This is a genomic window from Hoylesella marshii DSM 16973 = JCM 13450, assembly GCF_000146675.1.
Classification (GTDB): Bacteria; Bacteroidota; Bacteroidia; order Bacteroidales; family Bacteroidaceae; genus Prevotella; species Prevotella marshii.
Genome location: NZ_GL397214.1, coordinates 1656769 through 1676307, shown reverse-complemented (window position 1 = coordinate 1676307; position 19539 = coordinate 1656769). Strand labels below are relative to the sequence as shown.

16 protein-coding genes and 1 tRNA gene are annotated in these 19539 nt (G+C 49.1%); 10 read left to right on the top strand and 7 right to left on the bottom strand.

The features are described 5' to 3' along the window. Positions 1-9 precede the first annotated feature (9 nt). The 3 genes from HMPREF0658_RS07015 to rsmI all read right to left on the bottom strand — a co-directional run bounded on the left by HMPREF0658_RS07015 (position 10) and on the right by rsmI (position 2543). Positions 10-807 carry a class I SAM-dependent methyltransferase gene (locus HMPREF0658_RS07015; protein WP_006949700.1) on the bottom strand — a complete coding sequence of 266 codons (798 nt, stop codon included), beginning with the start codon at positions 805-807 and terminating at the stop codon, positions 10-12. Between the two features lie 184 nt (positions 808-991). After that, positions 992-1843 (bottom strand): Cbp1 family collagen-binding glycoprotein adhesin, encoded by an 852-nt coding sequence (locus HMPREF0658_RS07010; protein WP_006949698.1) that lies wholly within the window; start codon positions 1841-1843, stop codon positions 992-994. Positions 1844-1847: 4 nt separating this feature from the next. Beyond that, the gene (gene rsmI / locus HMPREF0658_RS07005) at positions 1848-2543 is read right to left on the bottom strand and encodes a 16S rRNA (cytidine(1402)-2'-O)-methyltransferase (RefSeq protein ID WP_006949697.1); all 696 of its coding nucleotides are present in this window, start codon (positions 2541-2543) and stop codon (positions 1848-1850) included. 180 nt (positions 2544-2723) lie between these two features. On the opposite strand from rsmI, the gene HMPREF0658_RS07000 reads away from it, so the two are divergent. Continuing rightward, complete coding sequence (locus HMPREF0658_RS07000) at positions 2724-3326, top strand: thymidine kinase (protein ID WP_006949695.1); 603 nt, start codon at positions 2724-2726, stop codon at positions 3324-3326. A gap of 77 nt (positions 3327-3403) precedes the next feature. After that, on the top strand, positions 3404-4501 hold the full coding sequence (locus HMPREF0658_RS06995) for an AI-2E family transporter (RefSeq protein WP_006949694.1): 1098 nt from the start codon (positions 3404-3406) through the stop codon (positions 4499-4501). A gap of 143 nt (positions 4502-4644) precedes the next feature. On the opposite strand, the gene HMPREF0658_RS06990 is transcribed toward HMPREF0658_RS06995, so the two are convergent. Further along, a complete protein-coding gene (locus tag HMPREF0658_RS06990; RefSeq protein ID WP_036883607.1) occupies positions 4645-6456 on the bottom strand; it encodes a MutS-related protein in 1812 nt (603 codons plus the stop codon). A gap of 129 nt (positions 6457-6585) precedes the next feature. Continuing rightward, a complete protein-coding gene (gene lipA / locus HMPREF0658_RS06985) occupies positions 6586-7500 on the bottom strand; it encodes a lipoyl synthase (protein WP_006949692.1) in 915 nt (304 codons plus the stop codon). A 226-nt stretch (positions 7501-7726) separates the two neighbouring features. On the opposite strand from lipA, the gene HMPREF0658_RS06980 reads away from it, so the two are divergent. Next, positions 7727-8716, top strand: a complete 990-nt coding sequence (locus HMPREF0658_RS06980; protein ID WP_006949690.1) for a YqiA/YcfP family alpha/beta fold hydrolase — start codon at positions 7727-7729, stop codon at positions 8714-8716. A 57-nt stretch (positions 8717-8773) separates the two neighbouring features. Here the strand turns inward: HMPREF0658_RS06980 and HMPREF0658_RS06975 are convergent, their stop codons facing one another. After that, on the bottom strand, positions 8774-9241 hold the full coding sequence (locus tag HMPREF0658_RS06975; protein ID WP_006949689.1) for a nucleoside deaminase: 468 nt from the start codon (positions 9239-9241) through the stop codon (positions 8774-8776). A 157-nt stretch (positions 9242-9398) separates the two neighbouring features. On the opposite strand from HMPREF0658_RS06975, the gene dut reads away from it, so the two are divergent. Genes dut through HMPREF0658_RS06955 form a run of 4 tightly spaced genes read left to right on the top strand, consistent with a single transcriptional unit; the run spans position 9399 to position 14108 of the window. Further along, entirely contained in the window at positions 9399-9836 is a 438-nt protein-coding gene (dut, locus tag HMPREF0658_RS06970) for a dUTP diphosphatase (protein WP_006949688.1), read from the top strand. After that, positions 9787-11610 (top strand): tetratricopeptide repeat protein, encoded by a 1824-nt coding sequence (locus HMPREF0658_RS06965; RefSeq protein ID WP_238305444.1) that lies wholly within the window; start codon positions 9787-9789, stop codon positions 11608-11610. The genes dut and HMPREF0658_RS06965 overlap by 50 nt, the downstream gene beginning before the upstream one ends. Next, entirely contained in the window at positions 11607-12494 is an 888-nt protein-coding gene (gene lolB1 / locus HMPREF0658_RS06960; protein WP_006949686.1) for a lipoprotein insertase outer membrane protein LolB1, read from the top strand. The genes HMPREF0658_RS06965 and lolB1 overlap by 4 nt, the downstream gene beginning before the upstream one ends. Then, positions 12495-14108 (top strand): murein hydrolase activator EnvC family protein, encoded by a 1614-nt coding sequence (locus HMPREF0658_RS06955; RefSeq protein ID WP_006949685.1) that lies wholly within the window; start codon positions 12495-12497, stop codon positions 14106-14108. 702 nt (positions 14109-14810) lie between these two features. Here HMPREF0658_RS06955 and trpS read toward each other — a convergent pair. After that, positions 14811-15797 (bottom strand): tryptophan--tRNA ligase, encoded by a 987-nt coding sequence (gene trpS / locus HMPREF0658_RS06950; protein WP_024990810.1) that lies wholly within the window; start codon positions 15795-15797, stop codon positions 14811-14813. A gap of 189 nt (positions 15798-15986) precedes the next feature. Here trpS and HMPREF0658_RS06945 point away from each other — a divergent pair. The 3 genes from HMPREF0658_RS06945 to HMPREF0658_RS06935 all read left to right on the top strand — a co-directional run bounded on the left by HMPREF0658_RS06945 (position 15987) and on the right by HMPREF0658_RS06935 (position 19533). Continuing rightward, positions 15987-16061, top strand: a tRNA-Val gene (locus HMPREF0658_RS06945). A gap of 100 nt (positions 16062-16161) precedes the next feature. Then, on the top strand, positions 16162-16422 hold the full coding sequence (locus HMPREF0658_RS06940) for a SemiSWEET family transporter (protein ID WP_006949682.1): 261 nt from the start codon (positions 16162-16164) through the stop codon (positions 16420-16422). 294 nt (positions 16423-16716) lie between these two features. Continuing rightward, positions 16717-19533 (top strand): hybrid sensor histidine kinase/response regulator transcription factor, encoded by a 2817-nt coding sequence (locus tag HMPREF0658_RS06935; protein ID WP_024990809.1) that lies wholly within the window; start codon positions 16717-16719, stop codon positions 19531-19533. The last annotated feature ends 6 nt before the right edge of the window (positions 19534-19539 follow it).

Sequence of the window (19539 nt, the reverse complement as noted above, 5' to 3'; positions counted from 1 at the left end):
TCAAAGCTGCTATTTCCTGCCATAGAGGATACCCGTACCTGGCATCAGCCACGGTGCACGGAATATTTTCGGGAAGAGATCGGTAAGTTCCAGATGGGCGATATAGGTGATTTCACTGATTCCTTCAGCTTTCAGCTCATTGACAAAGGCCTGCATATCGCCGTAAAGAGAGGATCGGGAAAAGAGGTCGATGAAAGCAAATGAGCCGCCTTTCCTTACCACGCGCAAGGCTTCCCGTACCACTTTTTGTTTCTCCGGCTGTGTTCTCACCTCATGGAAAACAAAGTTACTCACGGCAGCATCGAAGGTTTCATCGTCAAAATCCAATGCAGCAGCGTCGCCCTTTTGAAACTTCATGCGGTTTATCACTCCTTCAATTGTAGCGTTTCGCTCGCATTGCGCCTGTGCATAGTTCCATCCTGCACCCCAATAATCTATGCCCGTAATCCGAGCTTGGGGAAATCTCAAGGCGCAACGGATACTCAATGCGCCTGCTCCACATCCTATATCAAGGAGTTGTCCCTCACCATTCCAAGGGAGTTTGCTCACGAGATACTCGTGAATCTTGCCCATTACGCCGCCTCCTTTGAAAGAGAAAGCATAACGACAGAGCTGCATGTGGACGGTAAAAGCCAAGGCAAGGAGGAAAAAGAGGCATGCGACAGAAGGGCACAATAGACTTTCCGTCATCACGAACAGCAAGATGGTTGCAAGCAGAAGTACAGCCGAAGTTCCGTAGAGCATGAGCATGAACGGCATGGGAATCCAATTTCCGAAATCTGTTTTTTCGTTGAATAGCGTTTTCATTGTGGTAAAGGTTTAGATAATTGTTCACGAAACAGGGTGTCCAACGTGGCAAAAATAGGCATTTCTGCTATGCTGCGCAATACCTAAAACAGGTGATTTGGCATATAAAAAGATGGAAACAAGAAAAGGGAACGAGGCGATACAGCCTGCGTTCCCTTTCGTCATGCGATATGTGATGTGAGGTTTATTTCACTACCATCACAAGATATTTGCTGGTACTCCAGAAGATTTGGGGGTTACTGATACGCAAAACGTACTGTCCATTGGCATCTTTTTCCAGCGTGTAGCTACCCGATGGATGTGTGGTAAGCAACTTCGCCCACTTAGAATAGAGCTTTATCTCCTTATCGATGCGTATGTCTATCTTTGTAAAATAGTTCTTGTTGAAGTTTGCCTGCAACACTTTGCCGTCTACATAGATGCGTTGCTCTTTGAGTTCTTTCTTCGTTCCGAAGACAAACCATGCCGTATTGAGTTGTTTATCCTGATTATTGATGGTCTGACTCTTCTGTTTGTTTTCGGCAGTTAGGCTGTTTACGTTTGAATTGAGGTTGTTTACCCGCTCGTCGAGTTCAGAGATATGGATATCTTTGGCATCAAGTTCTTCCCTCAACTTTTGCAGTTGTTGGTCTTTCTGGTCAAGTTGCTTGGTGAGATTGGCTATCGTCTCTTTCAACTGATCTCCTTTCACGGAACTTTGTCGGGCTTGTTTTCTCAGTTTCTCTATCAGCTCTCTGTTGTGTTTCATTGTCTGGGCAATGAACAGAATGTTTTCTTTCAGCTGCTGAGCCTTGTTCGTTCCCTCTCCGTCTTTTACGATAGCAACTCTATGTTCGGCCTCATTGATTTCGCGAAAGCCCTCTTGTATTTCGTTGAGGGTTGCCATCATATCGTTCATTTCGTTATCTTTCTGGGCAATAATCCTTTGCAATGAGTCCGTCTGCTGTGCGCTTTCAAGACCATCGGTCTGAGATTTCCCGTTCTTACATGCAGTAAATGCCAGCAGGCAAACTGCAAAAATCATTAGTTTTTTCATATCTTCAGGAATTAGTTTTCTGACTTTTTATATCATAACCGGCGAGGAGTATCACGATTTCTCCTTTGGGTTCATTTTCTGTGAAATGGTCTATCACCTCATTTAAGTTACCTCTTACGCTCTCCTCATGTATCTTCGAGATTTCTCGGCACACAGCGACTTTGCGGTCGAGGCCAAACGTTTCGGCAAACTGATGTAAGGTTTTCAGCAACCGATGGGGAGACTCATAAAACACCATGGTACGCTGTTCGTCTTTCAGTGCTTGGAGTCGGGTCTGCCGTCCCTTCTTTTGCGGCAGGAAACCCTCGAAGCAGAAGCGGTCACAAGGTAAGCCCGACGACACCAAAGCGGGAACAAACGCGGTGGCACCGGGCAGTGTCTGCACCGTGATACCTGCCGAAATGGCTTCTCGAACCAAGTAAAACCCCGGGTCACTGATGCCCGGCGTACCTGCATCACTAATGAGAGCTACCGTTTCTCCGGCCTTTATCCGCTCTACGATGCTGGCCGATGTGCCGTGTTCATTGAACTTATGGTGAGACAACAGCTTGTTGCGAATGTCATAATGTTTGAGCAATTTGCCCGACGTGCGCGTGTCTTCGGCCAACACGAGGTCAGCTTCTTTGAGGATACGGACGGCACGCCATGTCATGTCTTCCATGTTTCCTACCGGTGTCGGTACAATGTATAGAGTGCCCATTATATGCTATCGTAGTGCAACAGCCTTGGAAACGCTCCTTCCCAGCCATCGGACAACGGCGGGAAAAACGTCTGCTGTGGCTGATGTTTACGTGACAAATGTAGACAATTATTACCCACCGACAAAAAAAACAATTGATTCTTTGCAATTTTTAAAACGTCTTTGTACTTTTGTAAGCAAATGACAGACAACTTAACAGGCGAGACGCATCACCCCGGAAGGCTAGAAGTCATCTGCGGTTCGATGTTCTCCGGCAAGACAGAAGAGCTGATTCGCCGACTGAAAAGGGCGAAGTTCGCCCGCCAAAAGGTAGAGATATTCAAACCGGCGATAGACAACCGCTACTCGGAAGAAGACGTAGTGAGTCACGATCGCCATGCTATTCACTGCACACCGATAGACTCTTCGGCCTCCATCTTACTCCTTTCGTCGGATATAGACGTAGTGGGAATAGACGAGGCGCAGTTTTTCGACGACAATCTGGTGAGCATTTGCAACCGGTTGGCTTATCGTGGCGTGCGCGTTATCATAGCGGGACTGGATATGGATTTTAAGGGCGTGCCTTTTGGCCCTATGCCTGCCCTGTGCGCCATCGCAGATGAAGTGACCAAAGTGCATGCCATCTGTGTGAAATGCGGTGCCCTTGCCTATGTGAGTCATAGGACTGTAGACAACGAAAAGCGGGTATTGTTAGGCGAGCAAAGCGAGTATGAACCGCTTTGCCGCGAATGTTACAGAAAGGCGATGCTGCAAGAGAACCCGCAGAATGATGCTTTCGGATAGAAGAGAAGCAGAGGTGCGGCGGAAAAAATGATGGTCATACGTCTCCCGCCAACTGCCGGAACTTGAAATCAAACGTTATGCTTAACAAGAAAATCACATTCGACCGATTTATCCGCTGGGCACTGATAGCCCTGTTGGTGGTAACTGTTCTCTATATCGTGAGTTACCTTAGCAATGTTCTTCTGCCGTTTTTCGTGGCATGGCTGCTGGCCTATCTCCTCTATCCCATTGTAAGATTCGTGCAATACAAGCTGCATGTGCGGGTGCGTGCCTTAGCCATTGTCCTTTCCATGGTCGCCGTTCTCGGTCTCATTGGCGGCGTTCTCTACTTCATTATTCCGCCGATGATAGAACAGCTCGACAGACTTACCGACGTGGCCGGCCGCTATTTGAAAGACACAACCCATTCCAACAGCGTGACAGCATGGATACAACAGTGGCTGCAAGATAACCGGCATGAGATTACCCGCTTCTTTCACAGCAAGGATTTCAGCGACATTGTAAAGACAACTATGCCCCGATTGTTTGCCGTATTGGGGCAAACAGCGAGCATTGTGATGAGCATCGTAGCCTCGTTCATCACCTTATTATATATGTTCTTCATACTCTTAGACTACGAAACCCTGACCAACAATTGGATAAAGATATTCCCCCAAAAGAACCGTCCCTTTTGGAAAGAGCTGATGCACGACGTGGAACGCGAGCTGAACAACTACATACGGGGGCAGAGTTTGGTGTCTCTCATCATGGGAATCTTGTTTTGCATCGGCTTTACCCTGATTGATTTCCCCATGGGAATAGGGCTCGGCATCCTGATAGGCTTGCTGAATCTCGTGCCGTATCTGCACACATTGGCTTTGGTTCCTACTGCCATTTTAGCTCTACTCAAAGCTGCCGAAACGGGAGAGAACTTCTGGTGGGTGTTTGTTCCTGCCCTTTTGGTATTCCTTATCGTACAATTAATTTCCGACTTGGTGGTAACGCCGCGTATCATGGGTAAGGCCATGCGGCTCAATCCCGCCATTCTGCTGCTTTCTCTCTCTGTCTGGGGAGCATTGTTGGGCTTCGTCGGCCTCATCATAGCTTTGCCGCTTACCACGCTCATCATTGCCTATTGGCAACGATACGTCACCAAGGAATATACCGCCGAACAGTCTCAAAACTCCATTCATTGACCGTTTGCCATGAAATGGCTACCCCCATCAAACGTAAGAGCTATGCTTTAAGTGGATGAGAGCATAGCTTTGAGCGTGTGAAAGGATAGCTTTTACCGCGTAAAAGCATAGCTGTGATAAAGGGAAAGGTAAGTTACTGATATTCAATGGCTTTCTTTAAGCATCTTCCGAAGTAAGAAAGTGGCATTTTGGTTGTGGGCAACGCCGCGTGTTATCTTATACGGATAGACATCTGATGCACCCAATTCTATTTCAAAACAATAATTGTGGAAACGGTCGGGGCGGGTTGTTTCCAATTTTGAAAGTTCTATGTCGTGGGTAGCTATCACGCCGGTAATCGGCATTCGGGCTACTTCTTCGAGGAAAAGAAGGGAGCCGTTGAGCTTATCGAGCGAATTGGTACCCCTCAGAATCTCATCTAAGATGATGAGTGTATGCCGGTTTTTCGCCGCTTCCGATAAGAGTTGCTGCAGACGGAGCAATTCGGCGTTGAAATAAGAGATACCTTTGGTCAGGTCATCGCCTGTGCGCATGCTGCTGAACAGTGAGAAAACGGATACTGAAAGCTGGTCGGCGAAAACGCAAAGGCCGTTCATGGCGAGTATATAGTTGATGCCCAACGCCCGCAGAAACGTGCTTTTACCGGCCATGTTGGCACCGGTAATCACATAGAAATGGCCATCGGCAATGGTGAAATCGTTTTTCACAGCTTTCAATGGTGAGAGAAAAGGATGATACAATCCGCGTGCTTGATAACAAACGCTGTCGGCAGACGTGACAACGGCTGCCCGGGCTTCCGGATGTTGGTACCGAAAGGCTCCCATAGATACCAATGCCTCTATTTCGGCGACGGCTTCTATCCAAGCGATGGCTCTGCCTTGATGCCTCTGCAGCCAAGAGCGGACGCGACAGACGAGAAACAAATCGCTCATGAAAAGGGCATTGGAGAAGAACATACCTAAGACGTTGCCCCTCCGGTCGATGGCATTTAACATGCTTTCCAGCTCTTTGAAAGCGATAGGAGCATCATGCAAAAGGGCTTGAATCTGTTGGGTGCGAGGAGAAACGAATGTGGCAGCAGTGATATGCCGTATCAGTTGCACGTAAACGGTGGTCTCTCGCAGGACGTGACCTATCGTTTGCCCTGTTGTTCGCAGCGTTTTAACCGCAAGAAAGAATGAGAAACCAAACTGCAACAGTGCCCATGTGATGGGGAAAGTGGCGGTGAGCGGGGTAAAAAGACAGCATGCTGCCAAGATGAAGAATACACCGATGGATGCGTAGGCAATGATAGGAAGCAGACGATGGCGGATAATGACGGGAAAAGAAATCTGCTCCATGGCAGACAGGGCTTCCGATACTTGCTGCGAGGAAATAGAACTTGCACTGCCGTTGCCCAATGCGCAGAATGCCGAACGCCAAGTTTCTTTTGCGGAAAGTTCGTCAATGGCCTCTCGTTGCTTTTCTATCCAAGCATCGTCTCTTGCATCTTGCGCCGGCAAAGTCGTTAAATAATATGCCAAACGGTTGCTTCCTGCGGTCGTAACCGTGCGGTTGAGGCGTTGAAAGAGTGATTGGGAGCCGAAGAGGTCAAGGTCTAAAGCGAATGAATGTTGGGGATGAAGATAATGGGCGCCATCTCCAAAGGCGGAAAAATCGCCGTCTTGTGCCAGCCTCTCTGCTCTGCAAACGGTTTCTAACTTGCCTAACGCCTCTATTCGACGGCTATTTTTCGCATCGAAGAGGCGTATGCACCCATAAATAGCAAAGCAAGCGGCAGCACAAACCAGACACCAAGCACCACCGGGAACAAGCGTATAAAGGATAAGAAAGCCTATCAAGACAGCAAAAAATCCTATCTCGCCGGTCAGAAACCATCGGTTGCGATGCTTAAGACGGGCTGTTTGTACACCGATATGAGCGAGTTTGTTGTCGTAATACTGTTTGATGTCCATCAGGAAAACGTTATTGAAAAAGTCGATAACTCGTTCTTCCACGGAAAGAGAGCACCTCTGTGTTTCCGAAACCTAACGGTTCGGAACTCAGGATGCAGCGGCGACAAGGGAAAACACAAGTCAACAATCCTATCCTACCTTTGCTTCGTGGGTTTCCTGTCTTTTCTTTCTCACGAGCATACTGATGAATGATTGTTCTGCCATGTAAGAAGAGCGCACGAGCGGGGAGCTTTCTGCATTGTCGAAACCCATGCGAATGGCTGTCCGTTTGTATTCGAGGAACACATCGGGATGTACGTATTCCACCACGTCTAACTGCTTATCGCTCGGTTGCAGATACTGCCCGATGGTTATCATGCGGCATCCTGCGTCGTAAGCCTCTTGCAAAAGTGTGTTCACCTCTTGCTGTGATTCACCTAATCCCACCATGATGCCGGTCTTGGTGAGGAAGCCTTGTTGGGCAATCTCTTGGAGAACGCCTAAACTATTGCGGTAAGTGGCGCGGTAACGGACGCTCGGTGTGAGCCTTTCCACTGTCTCCAGATTGTGTCCGACGATGTCGGGAGCGGCATTGAGTACGGTCTGTAACTCGGTGCCCCGATAGTCGGGAATGAGTACTTCGATAATGACGTCGGGACAAGCCTTGCGTATCTCGCGGATGGTCTCTGCCCAATGAGCGGCTCCCTTGTCGGGTAGGTCGTCGCGATCTACAGAGGTGACGACGCAATGTCTCAACTCCATGGCTTTCACACTTCGTGCAATCTTCACCGGTTCGTGAGGGTCGGGGGGCAGCGGATGGCCTGTTTGTGTGGCGCAAAAGCGGCAGGCACGCGTGCAACGGTCGCCTAATATCATGAAAGTGGCTGTCCCGCTTTTCCAGCAATGCCCTTTATTAGGGCATTTCCCACTGCTGCAAATCGTGTGCAGATTGTTTTCTTCGAGGGTTTTCTCTACGAAGCCATATTTATCTCCGCCTTCTATCTTGGTGTAAAGCCATTTGGGTTTCCGCAGATAGGGACGTTTTTGTTTCTTTTGTTCTTCCATTATATGGTGGTTAGGTAGGGTAGATTGCACCTTTCCCGCTCATGTTTCAATGACCGGCAAGAGGGTTGTCTGTGCGGCAAAGGTAAGGTTTTTCACGTGATTGGCAAAGACAAAAGGCTTTAATTTTCGGGAGGTGATGCTTTTACAGGTTTCCCATGACAATATGCCGGTAATTCGATTATTTCTTGTAAGTTTGCAGCGATAACGACCCTTAAGCACAGAAAAAATGGAATACAGAAAGACCTTTCCCGACGTTATGGCAGGTAAGAAGATATTATATGTACACGGATTCTGCTCATCGGGGCAGTCGGGAACAGTACATCTCTTACGTACACTGCTGCCGAACACTGTTGTGATAGCTCCGGATTTGCCCTTGCATCCCGAAGAAGCCATGACATTGCTCCGAGAAACATGTGCTATAGAGAAGCCCGACTTGGTGATTGGGTCGTCGATGGGCGGCATGTATGCCGAGATGCTCTATGGATTCGACCGCATCTTGGTGAATCCCGCGTTTGAAATGGGCGACACCATGACGCACCACGGCATGTTAGGAAAGCAACAATTCCTCAATCCCCGTCGCGACGGCGTGCAGGAATTTATCGTAACAAAGGCATTGGTCAAAGAATATAAGGAGATAACCGAACAGTGTTTTGCAAAGGTTGATGAAGTCGAAAGGCAACGCGTCACGGGGCTGTTTGGCGACAAAGACCCGCTGGTAGACACCTTTGAATTGTTCAATAGCCACTATCCCAATGCCCTGCATTTCCACGGAGCGCACCAATTACTTGACCGAGTGGCCGTGCATTACTTAGTGCCTGTCATCAGACAGATAGACGACAGACAGGAAAAACGCGAGCGTCCTGTGGTGTATATCTCGCCGACCGCACTGAGAGACGAAGCGGGAAAGGCACGTCCAAGCATGTATAAGGCTTATGAAGCTTTGCTCGAACATTATCGGGTGTATCTCGTTGCACCCGCTCCCACCAACCATCATGCGGCCATCGGCGAGTTTCAATGCTGGACGGAAGAAGCATTGAGCACACCAGCCCACGACCATATCGTGTTCACCAACTGTCGTTCGCTGCTCTATGGCGATTACCTGATAGACACGACGCCCTGCACCGAGTTTCTTGGCACAGTGCTCTTGCTTGGCAGCGACACATTCAAGACATGGGACGACCTCATTGTTTACTTTGAGAGACTTGGCGGACAATGACCGGCCGGCTCACCTTGTTTCTGTTGAAAACAAGGTTGATTCAAGGGTGGTACTCCTTTAATAATCGACTTTCTCTGCACTCTCTTCCCACATGCGAAAAGCGTTCTTGGCCTCTTCGGACAGCAAAAGCTCCATCTGCTTCTGTCTCTCTTGCGGGCGAAGCGGCATCTCAAGATAGATGAAGTCATCGTCGAAGCCTATGCGGGCAGCGTCTTTTCTGTCGTTGGCGTAGTATATCTTATCGAGATGTGCCCAATAGATAGCCCCAAGACACATGGGACAAGGTTCGCAACTTGTATAGATTTCACAGCCACTCAGGTCGAATGTACCTAATTTCCGTGAGGCCTTGCGTATCGCATTCACCTCTGCATGGGCAGTAGGGTCGTGGTCTTTGGTCACGCTATTTGCCCCTTCGGCAATGATTTCGCCATCTTTCGCTATGACAGCACCGAAAGGTCCTCCTCCGTTCTTCACGCTTTCTTCACTCAGCGCAATAGCTTTGCGCATCAATTCTTCTTTTTTCATTTCCTTGGTTTATGGTCAAGATGATACCCAATGAATTGCAAAGGTATGATAAAAGCATGGATAACCGCCATACGTTTAGGCATTTTAAACCTTAAAGTACGAGAATGTGAAGATAAATACTTACTTTTGCAATTGAATAGAACACAGACAACCGCCTATGATACAAGTAGAAGTCATCAACAAGAGCCATCATCCCTTACCGACATATGCTACGGAACAGAGTGTAGGAATGGACCTCCGAGCCAATATAGACACCCCTATCGTGCTTCGTCCTCTCGAGCGGAAACTGATACCAACCGGTCTTTTCATCGCCCTACCCAAAGGGTTTGAGGCACAGGTGAGGCCGCGCAGCGGATTGGCTCTGAAATACGGGCTTTCGGTACTCAACACCCCGGGCACTATAGATGCCGACTATCGAGGAGAGGTCATGGTATTGCTGGTCAACTTCTCCAGCGAGGACTTCGTTGTAGAAGACGGAGAACGCATTGCACAGATGGTGATTGCCCGACATGAGCAGTGCACGTTCGTGCAAGTGACACAACTCAATGAGACAGAACGGGGCGCAGGCGGCTACGGACACACCGGCATCAAATGAGAAAGAGATGATATACAGACTTCGATTCCTACCGTTCTGTTTGCTGACGGCCATCCTATTGGCAACACTCACGATGCCATTGTCGGCTAAACGCGACCGCCGACAGCAACCGTCGGATACCCTATCGGCCAACGACCGCAAGCGTTTCGACTACTTCTATCTCGAAGCCCTCAACCGTCAGACAGCCAAGCAATACGATGCGGCCTTCGACTTGCTGCGCCATTGTCTGAAAATCAACCCTCAATCGGCAGAAGCCCATTATCTGTTGGCGAGCTATTTCTACGAGCTCAAGGATGATTCGGCTGCCCTCGCCCATTTCAAACGAGCAGCGGAACTATCCGACAAGAACGACGAATACCTCGAAAAGTTAGGACAAAGCTATATCAACTCTGCCAACTACCCCGCTGCCATCGATGCCTACGAGAAACTATCCGGTGCCTATCCAGAACGTACCGACGTGCTCAACATCTTAGTACAGCTCTACCAACAGGAAAGGAACTACGCCAAGATGATTGCAACCCTGAATCGCATAGAGACCGTGGAGGGGAAAAACGAAGACATCACCTTGGCCAAGATGCGCGTCTATTCCATGCAAAACAACGATAAAGCGGCATACAAAGAGCTGAAAGACCTCTGCGAAAAGTACCCCAACGACCTGAATTACCGCGTCATGATGGGCAACTGGTTGCTGGGAAAGAAGCGCAACAAGGAGGCCTTAGCCGAATACAACGCCGTGTTGCGCAACGAACCCGACAATGTGTTGGCGCAAATGTCGCTCATGGATTACTATCGAGAGATGAAGCAAGACTCCCTTGCCAGCCAACTGCTCATCCATCTGCTGACGAGCCGTAAGACACCTATCGAGAACAAACTTACCCTCATGCGGCAGGCGATTGCCGAAAATGAGCAGAACGGCGGCGACAGCACCCGCATTCTATCACTTTTCAAACAGACACTCTCCGCCGGCCAACCCCACCCCGACATGGCAGAACTCCGTGCCGCTTACATGGCCGTAAAGCATATGCCACAGGATTCCATCGATGCCGCCTTGCACGAGGTGCTTGTTCTCTCACCCGAAAACACCAACTCGCGACTGCAACTGATACAGTCGGCTTTGAAGCGAAACGACACCGAGGGCATCATCAACCTCTGTCTGCCGGCTTTGGAATATACCCCCGACGAGATGATGTTCTACTATTTCCTCGGCATCGCCTACTACCAAAAAGGAGAAGCAGACAAGGCTTTTGATGTGCTCAGTCGTGGTGTGCGACAGATTACGCCGCAAAGCAACAAGGAGATAGCCGCAGACCTTTATGCCATCATGGGTGAGATTCTGCACGAGAAAGGCCGCAACAAAGAGGCATTCGAGGCCTACGACAGCTGCCTGCAATGGAAGCCCGACCACTATCCCTGCCTCAACAACTACGCTTATTTCCTATCCCAGACGGGCAAGAATATGGAGCGTGCCGAGCAAATGAGCTACCGCACTGTGGCTGCAGAACCCAACAATGCCACCTATTTAGATACTTACGCATGGATACTCTTCCTCGAAAAGAAATACGAAGAGGCGAAGATATACATCGACAGAGCTGTGGAGAACGATGCCGACAGCTCCGCCGTTATCCTTGAACATGCAGGAGACATCCATGCCATGACCCAAAATACCCAACGTGCCGTGGAGCTTTGGCAATCTGCACTGCGCCACGGCAGCAAGAGCAAAACGCTTTTGCGCAAGATAAAACTCAGGAAATACATCAAAGAATCAACCCAATGAAGCATCTATCAGTCATACACGCAACAGTTTTCCTCCTACTCCTCTCCGCCTGCGGAGTAAAGAAATCCCTCGCCAAAGAGGGAGGCGCCATCCCTACAGGGCAAACCCTGAAGACCGAAGATACCGAAGCCGTGCAGAAACTCACCTTTGTGCAAAAGGTATCAGATAATGCTGTTTATGCTAAAAATATCTCTTCGAGCATCGACTTCCGCATACAAGGAGACGGGAAAGATATCTCCGTAGCTGGCCGGATATACATGCGAAAAGACGAGGTGATACGCATCCAGCTCACACCGTTAGGGCTTATCGAGGTGGGACGCATAGAACTGACACCCGACTACGTGCTCATCGTCGACCGCATACACAAGGAATACATCAAGGCAGACTACCATCAGGTAGATTTCCTGCGCGATAACGGTCTCTCTTTCTATAGCCTTCAGGCACTGTTCTGGAATCAACTGTTTGTGCCCGGGGCGCAGACCTTGTCGTCCGAACTGCTGAAGCGATACGACGTAGACCTGCATACTACGGGAAATTACAGTCCCATCACCCTCAAAAACGGCGACATCGCTTTCCGTTGGGATGCTGATAAGAACAACGCACGAATAGATGCGGCCGCCATCAGCTACCGCCATGCACAGCATGGAACAGCTGCATTGGACTGGACGTATACCGACTTTCGCCCGCTTGGCGTGAAGCTCTTTCCCGTCAAACAAAGTATAGCTTTCGCCACTTCGGCACTGAAAGACAGCAAACAAGTCCGCATTGACATCGACATGGGCTCCCTCAATACCCGCGACGATTGGGAAACCCACACCCAATTATCGCCCAAATACAAACAAATAAGCCCCGAAGATGTATTACAAAAGATACTGAGTTTGTAAATGAAACGCTACATCCTTCTCCTCTTTCTTCTTGCGCTGACCCTCGCCCCCTCGGCACAGACGCGCAAAAAAACACCCGTCGCAAAGCCTACAACAGCCACAAAGACGAAGGTGACCAAGAAAAATGTACCGGCAACTAAGGGCAAAAAGGCGACAACTAAGGGTAAAATGACGGCCGACGCAAGCTACAACTCCATTAAAAACCTCCAGAAACAACGTACACAGATACAGCAGAAAATCAAACAACAGGAGCAGGCGTTACGTGCCAATCAGGCCGATGTGAAGAAGCGTTTACAAGGATTACTCGTCATCAACAGTGAGATTGACCGCCGACAGAAGAATATTGAGGACATCCACAAAGATATTCGTACAATAGAAGGAAATATAGGCATACTGAAAAGCCAGCTGCAAACGTTGGAAAACGAATTGGCAGACCGCAAGGCTAAATACGCCAAATCCATGCAATATATGGCCAGGCACCGCAACGTGCAAGACAGACTCATGTTCGTTTTCAGTGCCAAAAACCTCACACAGATGTATCGCCGTATGCGATTCATGCGCGAATATGCCGATTACCAAAAGGCACAAGGCGAACTTGTAAAAGTGAAACAACAGCAGATAACAGAGAAAAACACGCAACTCCAAACCGTGAAAGGAGAGAAAAACACCCTGCTCCGAAAAGGAGAAAAAGAGCATGCTGCCCTGCAAGAACAACAGGTGGAACAACAGAAAGTGGTCACTTCCTTGCAGAAACAACAGAAAACCATACAAACCGTTATTGCCCAGCAACGCAAAAAAGATGCCGCCCTCAACGCACAGATAGACAAGATGATTGCCGAGGAGGTGGCACGTGCGCGTGCACGCGCCGAGGCCGAAGCTAAACGGAAAGCCGAAGCAGCGGCAGCAGCGAAACGGAAAGCAGAGGAATTGGCACGCAAGAAAGCTGAAGCCGAAGCAGCTGCCAAGGAAAATGCACGCCGCATCGCAGAGGCAAAAGCGGCCGAAGAAAAGGCGAAGAGTGAGGCACGCGCTGCTGCAAAACGCAGTGCCGAAGAGAAAACCAAAGCCGAACAACGCGCCAAAGAAGCCGAGGCAGCACGCCGCGCAGCAGAGAGAAAAGCGATGGCAGAGAAACAACGACATGCAGCAGCGGTGGCAGAGGCCAACAAAGACGTGGCAGATTCACGACAACTCTCTACGGTCGATCGCATGATGAGCGGTGGATTTGAAGCCAATAAGGGACGCTTGCCTATGCCTATCACCGGCAACTATCGTATCGTAAGCCACTTTGGGCAATACAACGTTGAGGGCTTGAAAGGCGTAACACTCGACAATAAGGGCATCAACATTCTCGGACATGCCGGTTGCGCAGCCCGCTCTATCTACGATGGCGAGGTGAGTGCTGTCTTTGGTTTCGACGGTTCGATGGTGGTCATGGTGCGCCATGGTGCCTATATTTCGGTGTACTGCAACCTGAAATCAGTCAGTGTAAGCAAAGGGCAAAAGGTGTCTACCCGCCAAATGTTAGGCACCGTGGGGAGCGACAATATCCTACAGTTCCAGCTACGACGCGAGACGGCAAAGCTTAATCCGGAGGTCTGGCTGGGCAGATAAGCCCTACCCGCTACAGATAGGCTCGCCAGCGTTTCCAAACAGGCAGGCAATAGCAAGAAATTCATAAAGGGATGGCTCGTAAGCCGTCCCTTTTTTATTCCGATTGGTCATAAGAACTCATACAGATGTCGTTTGTTCGTAGCACAGATGCCGTTTGTACATAAAAAGGTCGGCAACCGTTCTCACGGCAAATCGCATCGGTTGTGAGATTCTGTCGCACTTACAGCGCTCCATTTAGGGAAACGCCCTATACCCAGCGCTGTGCGCTGGGCTGATATGTTACGCGCTTTGCTTTGCTTCCTCTTCGTGTCAGCGAACTTCGTTTCCGCTCCGCTCCGCACAGCGAACGTTCGTTTCAGAGCTTACATTACACTTGTACCATTATAATATGGTATCGATGTGCTCTACAATGTGCCTTTTTCGAAGCTTACTCCTGCTTTATGAATGGGGAGAATATGGGGTGTGGAAATCGCGACTACACGCCATTAATGATTGAAAGGTAAGCGCTGCAAGCGCGTAACATGTCTGCCCAAGGCAACGCCTTGAGGAACGGATGTGACAAAAGCAAGAGGTGAAAGTACGAAAGATAATAGCCCAAGGTATTGCCTTGGGCTATTGCGTATTGCATTCCGCCGGTCTCTTACCCGTCGGTTACTTTTCGGCGGTCATCTACCTTACCAAACGAGGGAAAGGGATATTGCTTCAGCGGTCGAATCCTATGATACGGCGTACCTCATGCAATGTGGCAGCAGCACTCTCCCGTGCCTTTTCCGCCCCTTCGCGTGCCAGACGGTCGAGCAACGGCGTGTCGGCCATGTAGCGTGCAATCTGCTCGCGTATGGGGGTTACCGTCTTAATGATATCTTCGGCAATCTGTTTTTTTAGATCACCATAGCGCAATGTGCAGTCGTTCCATTTCTCATCGAAGTAGCGGTAAGTTTCGTCTGAGGAGCAAATACGCAGGAATGTAAAGAGATTTTCTATGACTTCGGGACGTGGGCTGTTGGGCGTTTGGGGACCATTGTCGGTAACAGCGCGCATTACTTTCTTGCTAATGGTCTTGTCGTCGTCGTGCAGATAGATGCAGTTTCCCTCGCTCTTGCCCATTTTTCCACTACCGTCGAGACCAGGTACTTTCACGGCTTCGTGACTGAAATAGTAGTTTTGTGGTTCGGGGAAAAAGTCGGTGTTGTAGATATGATTGAACCTGCGTGCACATTTCCGTGCCATTTCCATGTTCTGCTCTTGGTCTTTGCCCACAGGAACTTTCTGAGCGCGATGCTGCAAAATGTCGGCCGCCATGAGTGTAGGATAGGTAAGGAGCCCCGCATTTACGTTGTTGGGTTGTTTGCGAGCCTTCTCTTTAAAGGTGGTCACTCGCTCTAACTCCCCCAAATACATGTTCATGTTGAGATAGAGATATAGCTCCAGCGTCTCTTTTACATCACTTTGTATGTATATCGAGGCCAGGGAGGGGTCTATGCCGCAGGCCAAGTATTCGGCCAGAATAATACGTGCACTCTGTCTGATGTCGTCGGGGTTAGGGCTTGTGGTGAGGCTGTGCCAATCGGCAATAAAGAACATGCAGTCGTATTTGTGCTGCATTTCAACAAACGTCTTGACTGCCCCGAAATAGTTGCCTAAGTGAAGAAATCCTGTTGGGCGTATACCACTCACTACCTTTTCCATCATCTGAATGTCTTTTTAATGAATAATTGATGTGCAAAGATACGAAAAGCAACTGTAAAATGTGCGAAAAGAAGATGTTATCACAGCCGAAAAGATGTTTTTTCGGTCTTCGATAAAAAAAACGTCAAAAATGTTTGGTGGTTTCATACAAACCCCCTATCTTTGCAACCGCTTAGAGACGAAAGCATGGGGCGCTTAGCTCAGCTGGTTTAGAGCATCTGCCTTACAAGCAGAGGGTCGGGGGTTCGAATCCCTCAGCGCCCACTAAGGGGTGTTTCCCTGTGGCCTTTCGGGGCTGCAGGGATTTTTGTTTTTATAGACTCCTTTTGTATTAGATTACTGAACAACATAAAGACAGAAGTTCATGAAGAAAGAGAAGTTTTTTGAAACGTTGGGATGGATAGGCATGGTAACATCTATTTTGATGTATGTTTTCTACTTCCCGCAGATACTACAGAACCTTGGCGGGCATAAGGGAACATTCATACAGCCCTTCATGGCAGGTATAAACTGCACGTTGTGGGTTGGCTACGGACTGTTTAAAGAACGGCGTGATTGGCCGGTGACCATTGCGAATTTACCCGGCATCGTGTTCGGTTTTGTGGCCGCCTTTACCGCCCTGTAAATCGTTTTTGTATATTTCCTTCCTGTTTAGGAAGGCCTGCGTAAACTCTTTTTTCTGGGACAAATCCCATGAAAGAGGTCGTTTATTGTATTCTCTTTCAGTCAAGGGAACACCATGAGACCGGTATGTATGGCTACTGAATAGCAGACACGGCATTTCTCCTTTACAGATAGAAAATGTAAAGGATTATTTGTTTTCTCCAAAAAAAATGTTATTTTTGTAGAAAACTTTGGTATGGAGAACGTATCTACCCCCCACATTCGACCCTGCTTACATGAAAACGCAACGGCCGCGATGCGTAGAGGAAGCACGATAGGTGCACTTTGTATCCTTTCTTTCATTCCTTTTCTTTTTACAGCCTGTAGGCACCATTATCGCCCGGTTACACTCGAAGAACGCCACGAGATGGACAGCATCGTGTCGCGAGTGCATTCCATCGACTCAATAGTTCAACTACAAAAGCAGTTTGAAGCCGAAGGCAACCTCTTCGGAAGTGTCGTGGCTTTGCGCGAATGGGGGAAAATGCTCCGCAACAACAGCCGGTTTGACGAGTCATTGAATATTCACAGTAAAGGCTTGAAACAGGCCGAAGCCTTGGACGATACGATAGAGCGGGTACAAGCACTCAACTATATAGGTACAAACTACAGGCGATTGGGGGTGCTCGATGCTGCACAGGAATACCATTACCGTGCGCTTCGACTAAGCGACGCTTGTACAGACACGTCTTTCACTGCCCGCAAGAATCGTGTGAAATCGCTCAACGGACTGGGTAATATATACATGACGATAGGCAACTATGAGCGTGCCGACAGTGTGTTGCGGTTGGCATTGGCAGGCGAGAAAGCACTGGGTAGTGACGTAGGGCAGGCCATCAATTATGCCAATATCGGCTCCATCTTCAGGCACAAAGGACAGATAGACTCGGCTTGGGTGTACTATCGCAAGTCAATGGAACTCAACCGAAAGGCCCACAACGATATAGGCATCTCCCTTTGTCATACCTATTTCGGCGAACTCTACCAGCAACAGAAACAAAACGACAAAGCATACGCCGAATACCATACCGCCTTTGAAGGAATGAAAGCCTCGAAAGACGAGTGGCACGCTCTGCAATCACTGTTGGCACTGGCACAGATCGACCATACCATGGGCAACGATGCCCGTGCCCTCAAGACCCTGGCACAGGCGGAAGCCACCGCTACTCAGATCAAATCCAAAGAGCATCTGGCCGAAATCTATGACCTATATTATCGCATTTACGAGCAGCAAGGCGACTACCGCCGGGCATTAGCCTGCCATGTGAAAGCCACCTCGCTGCAAGACAGCGTGGTAGACATAGAGAAAATGAACCGTATACAGAATCTGAGTCTAAGTATCGAACGCAGGATGCAGACCGAAGAGATAGATCGCGTCAAACAGGAAGCTGAAGAGGAACGCGCTGCCAAACGTAGTATCCTCTATACAAGTCTTCTATTGATTTTACTGTTTGTCTCGTCGATCGCTTTCCTATTCTACTCGGGACGACTGCGTCGACGAAATCATATATTATTGAAAAAGATGAGTACACTGCGCGAGAACTTCTTCACCAACATCACCCACGAGATACGCACACCACTCACTGTGATATTGGGACTAAGCCGTGATATTACCGCTGCCGACGACACGCCCGACGACCTCAAAGAGAAATCGCGAACCATAGAAAGGCAGGGCAGTCAATTGCTTACCCTCATCAATCAGCTCCTCGATATATCGAAGATGAAGTCGGCAGTGGGCGACCCCGATTGGCAAAGCGGCAACATTGTAGCGCAGATAGGTATGACCGTGGAAAGTTTCAGGGCGTACGCAAACAGTCGGAACATCACCTTACAGTATGTGAATGACGGTGACGTGGAGACCAACTTCGTGGCCGACTATATAAATAAGGTGATGAACAACCTCCTATCTAATGCTCTGAAGTTCACACCCGAATATGGAGAGGTCACCGTGAATGTATTTCACAGAGATGGCCTCCTGCATCTGTCGGTTGCTGACACCGGCTGTGGTATCGATGCAAATAACATTACACATATCTTCGAACCCTTCTATCAAGGCACTGCATCTGGTCATACCGGTGGTACGGGTGTAGGGCTGGCACTCGTCAAACAGATTGTCGATACTTTAGGAGGTACCATCAGTGTCGACAGCGTGCCGGACAGCGGTACGACTTTTCATATCACGCTTCCCATACATAAGCCTACGAAACCGGCAAGGAAGCCGGTTGCTGTTGCTCTGCCTGTACCTGTTTCGCTCTCTACATCCGCATTGCCCGAAGACAGCGAGCTACTTGACGATGATACGCCTCGCATCCTCGTGATTGAAGACAATGCCGATGTGGCAGCCTATATCGGCAGTCGTCTCGCCGACCGATACGCTATACTCTACGCTCCCGATGGAAACGAAGGTTTGAAAAAAGCCAAGGAACTCGTGCCCGACCTCATTATTACCGACCTGATGATGCCGCATACCGATGGTTTGGAGGTCTGCCGACAGGTACGCGATGACGAGATTATCAACCATGTGCCCATCATCGTTGTCACAGCAAAAATAACCGAAGCAGACCGCGTAGCGGGACTGCAGGCCGGTGCCGATGCCTATTTGGCCAAACCATTCAATAGCGATGAACTGCGCACTCGCGTTGAGAAACTGTTAGAACAGCGGAGACTCCTGCGCGAGAAGTACGCCCAATCCGAGAGCAGCGGGCATGATGCCACACCTCAGAATGATGCCGACAGACTATTTCTGACCAAAGTTACCGACCGCATCTACCTGATGCTCAACCAAGGGAAGGATTTTGATGTAGAGATGATTGCTGCTGCCATGTGTATGAGTGGCCGACAATTCCACCGAAAGATGACCGCACTTACCGGTCATACGCCCAAGGCTTTCTTGCAACGTGTCAAAGTGAGCAAGGCTCGTCGTATATTAACCAAGACACCGACACGGAATTTCAGCGAAGTGGCTACCCTATGCGGGTTCAACGATTACTCCAGCTTTGTGCGTACCTTTAAGCATGTTTGCAGCATTACACCGACACAATTTGTACGTGAGTTGGAAGAGCAAAGAGAGTAGAAAGGG

Coding starts and splice junctions, on each gene's coding strand:
- HMPREF0658_RS07015 (WP_006949700.1), bottom strand. CDS start 807: ATGAAAACGCTATTCAACGAAAAAACAGATTTCGGAAATTGGATTCCC.
- HMPREF0658_RS07010 (WP_006949698.1), bottom strand. CDS start 1,843: ATGAAAAAACTAATGATTTTTGCAGTTTGCCTGCTGGCATTTACTGCA.
- rsmI (WP_006949697.1), bottom strand. CDS start 2,543: ATGGGCACTCTATACATTGTACCGACACCGGTAGGAAACATGGAAGAC.
- HMPREF0658_RS07000 (WP_006949695.1), top strand. CDS start 2,724: ATGACAGACAACTTAACAGGCGAGACGCATCACCCCGGAAGGCTAGAA.
- HMPREF0658_RS06995 (WP_006949694.1), top strand. CDS start 3,404: ATGCTTAACAAGAAAATCACATTCGACCGATTTATCCGCTGGGCACTG.
- HMPREF0658_RS06990 (WP_036883607.1), bottom strand. CDS start 6,456: ATGGACATCAAACAGTATTACGACAACAAACTCGCTCATATCGGTGTA.
- lipA (WP_006949692.1), bottom strand. CDS start 7,500: ATGGAAGAACAAAAGAAACAAAAACGTCCCTATCTGCGGAAACCCAAA.
- HMPREF0658_RS06980 (WP_006949690.1), top strand. CDS start 7,727: ATGGAATACAGAAAGACCTTTCCCGACGTTATGGCAGGTAAGAAGATA.
- HMPREF0658_RS06975 (WP_006949689.1), bottom strand. CDS start 9,241: ATGAAAAAAGAAGAATTGATGCGCAAAGCTATTGCGCTGAGTGAAGAA.
- dut (WP_006949688.1), top strand. CDS start 9,399: ATGATACAAGTAGAAGTCATCAACAAGAGCCATCATCCCTTACCGACA.
- HMPREF0658_RS06965 (WP_238305444.1), top strand. CDS start 9,787: ATGAGACAGAACGGGGCGCAGGCGGCTACGGACACACCGGCATCAAAT.
- lolB1 (WP_006949686.1), top strand. CDS start 11,607: ATGAAGCATCTATCAGTCATACACGCAACAGTTTTCCTCCTACTCCTC.
- HMPREF0658_RS06955 (WP_006949685.1), top strand. CDS start 12,495: ATGAAACGCTACATCCTTCTCCTCTTTCTTCTTGCGCTGACCCTCGCC.
- trpS (WP_024990810.1), bottom strand. CDS start 15,797: ATGGAAAAGGTAGTGAGTGGTATACGCCCAACAGGATTTCTTCACTTA.
- HMPREF0658_RS06940 (WP_006949682.1), top strand. CDS start 16,162: ATGAAGAAAGAGAAGTTTTTTGAAACGTTGGGATGGATAGGCATGGTA.
- HMPREF0658_RS06935 (WP_024990809.1), top strand. CDS start 16,717: ATGCGTAGAGGAAGCACGATAGGTGCACTTTGTATCCTTTCTTTCATT.